This is a genomic window from Anaerolineales bacterium (genome assembly GCA_022866145.1).
In the GTDB taxonomy this organism is placed as follows: domain Bacteria; phylum Chloroflexota; class Anaerolineae; order Anaerolineales; family E44-bin32; genus PFL42.
In genome coordinates this window covers 1-2,566 of sequence record JALHUE010000083.1, presented here as the reverse complement: position 1 = coordinate 2,566, position 2,566 = coordinate 1, and the positions used below count along the sequence as shown (strand labels likewise).

3 protein-coding genes are annotated in these 2,566 nt (G+C 66.4%); 2 read left to right on the top strand and 1 reads right to left on the bottom strand.

The genetic code is table 11. The features are described 5' to 3' along the window. Window positions 1-217: hypothetical protein (locus tag MUO23_02835; protein MCJ7511890.1), on the top strand; the 217-nt coding region annotated here is incomplete at its 5' end. 293 nt (window positions 218-510) lie between these two features. On the opposite strand, the gene MUO23_02830 is transcribed toward MUO23_02835, so the two are convergent. Continuing rightward, window positions 511-1,425: an LCP family protein gene (locus tag MUO23_02830; protein MCJ7511889.1), complete on the bottom strand. Its 915-nt coding sequence runs from the start codon at window positions 1,423-1,425 to the stop codon at window positions 511-513. Window positions 1,426-1,652: 227 nt separating this feature from the next. On the opposite strand from MUO23_02830, the gene MUO23_02825 reads away from it, so the two are divergent. Further along, window positions 1,653-2,566 (top strand): proline dehydrogenase family protein (locus MUO23_02825; protein MCJ7511888.1); only part of this gene is annotated, 914 nt, incomplete at its 3' end.

Below are 2,566 nucleotides of genomic sequence, written 5' to 3'. Positions count from 1 at the left end.
GCTGGAAGACTGCGGGGTCGCCACCCACCCCCGGGTGCTGACGGACGCCAGCGGCCGGATGTTCAACATGGTGCTCGAGGTCGAGACCCCGGATCTGCGCACCTGGGACGAACATCGCCAGACTATGTTCAACGACCCGATTTTCCAGGCCTGGTTCCAGCGACTTCTCACGTGTGTCTCGGAAGGCTCACATGAGTTCTTCCGGGTGGTTGGGTAGCCGGCAGGGTCTGGCCTCTACCGTCTGCCGAAACCCCTCCGATCCTGATTGCGGGGGGAATCGATCGCCCCGGCCGGTAACCAGTCGGGGCGGTCCTCAACCGGGCATCCTGGAGGTGGCTGGCTCGTCGGAACCAGGCTCCGGCGCGGCCGCCAGGGTGGCCAGGAAAGCCTGCGGCTCGCGAGCTTCCCCCTGAGTCGAGGCCCTCCTAGCCAGTGTCAGTCTGCCGGAGATCTCTCAACGAGCTCTCAGCATCAAAAACGTGCCCGGGGCGCTGGTACGCATATCACCGGCTACTGCCCAAACATCTCCAGCAGCACCGGGTTGATCGCCTCCCAGCGTGGCGCCAAGACTGCCGCACCCCCGCCGGTGGTGAACCCCTGGGCCATCTCACGCGTCATCGTCCGGCCATCGATCCCAGCGGGGCCGGCTCGCAACAGGGCGAAGCCGATCTGCGGCCAAAGCAGAACCGGCAGATCGGTGTCGATTGAGGCCAGGAGCACAGCCGCCGCGGCTGGCACCCGCGCCCAGCTCCAGGGGGTCATCGCCCGGCGTACAACGGCCTGCAGGAAGACTTGGCCACGCTGCATGCGGAAGAAGTCATCGGTCCCCTTCCGGTCTCGGACGAAGGCTAGCGCCTGCTCCCCGGTCAGCAGGTGACGGCCGGGTTCATATCCCGCCATGGCAGTTGGCAGGTCCACCTCCACCCCGCCCAAGGCGTCGACAAACCGCCTCAGGCCTTCAAACCGAATCCGGACATAGTAGGGGACATCCACACCGAAATTCAGGGAAACGGTCTGCTTGGCGGCCTCGGGCCCGCTCCCAGGGGCGGCGTTCTCGGCGAAGAAATGGGCGGTGTTGATCCGGTTCTCCCCGACCCCTGGGACGGTCACCCAGAGATCTCGGGGAATCGAGAGCATGCCGACGTAGGGCTGGGTGGGGATCACGGTCGTCAGGATCATGGTGTCGGTGCGGGAAACCTGCGACTCCTGGGGGCGGCTGTCGATCCCAAGAAGCAGGATGTTCGACCGGATGGGGAGCAGCAGGTAGACGGCCAGCGACAAGCCCAGGCCGAGCCCGAGGACTGCCGCGGTGAGTCGTCCCCAGGCGCGGCGCCGGGGCGCTGGCACTCTGTGCGGCCGAGTCTGATCGAAGGAATTGACGGCGCCCTGCAGATAGGGCTGGTAGGCTCGTGGGTCGGCGGACACGGGGCGGAAGTGTACCACCCCCGGCGGCCGCTCCGGTGAGGCACGACAACCTGCGCCCCAGGGTCTGCCGTCTTGCAGTTGCCGGGCGGCCAACCGCCGCATACAATGGGCACGATCTGCTCGCCAGAAGGCGTTGCGATCCTGCCCACGAACTGTGCTGCGCCCCTTGCCTCCCCCCGGCGGCCGATCCCAGCGGCTGTCCCGCAGTCCTCCTACGGAGCCAAGCCATGCTGAGAGCCTTTCTGCTCTACCTGTCCCGAGCACCCTGGGCCAAGAACCTGATCACCCGGTGGGGGTTCTCCCGCCGGGCGGCGGCGCGCTTCATTGCCGGAGAAACCCTGGATGAAGCCCTGCGGGCGGTCGCCGAACTGAATGCCCGCGGCCTGTTCGCCACGCTGGACCATCTGGGGGAGAATGTCACTACCCCCGCTGAGGCCCGGCATGCGGCCGAGGATTATCTCGAGATCATCGACCGCATCTGTGCCTCCGGCGTGCGCTCAAATGCCTCGCTGAAGCTCAGCCAGCTGGGCCTGGGCCTGGACGATCAACTGTGTTTGGACAACCTGCGCCGAATCCTTCGCAAGGCCGCAGCCTGCGGGGTCTTCGTGCGAGTCGATATGGAAGACTCCTCGACGGTCGATCGCGCGCTGCAGATCCAGCGCACACTGAGAGAGAAGGGGTTGCACAACACGGGGCTGGTCATCCAAGCCTACCTCTTCCGAAGCCTGGCAGATGTCCAAGCTCTGCTCGTCTCCCCGACCCGAATCCGGCTATGCAAGGGCGCCTACCGCGAGCCGCCACAAGTCGCCTTCCCCCGGAAGGCGGATGTCAACCTCAACTTCGATACGCTGGCAGCCATGATGATCGATGCCGCCCTCGCCCACGGATCTCCCCCCTCCTCCCCCGACGGGCGGACCCCGGCACTGCCCGCCATCGCCTCGCATGACGAGAAGCGCATCACCTTCGCGCGGCGGTACGCGGAGCAGGTCCGGCTTCCGAAGGCGGCGCTGGAATTTCAGCTGCTGCACGGAATCCGCACCGACCTGCAGGCCGCTCTGGCGCAAGCCGGCTACCCGGTACGGGTGTATGTTCCCTACGGCACGCACTGGTACCCATACTTCATGCGGCGCCTGGCGGAGCG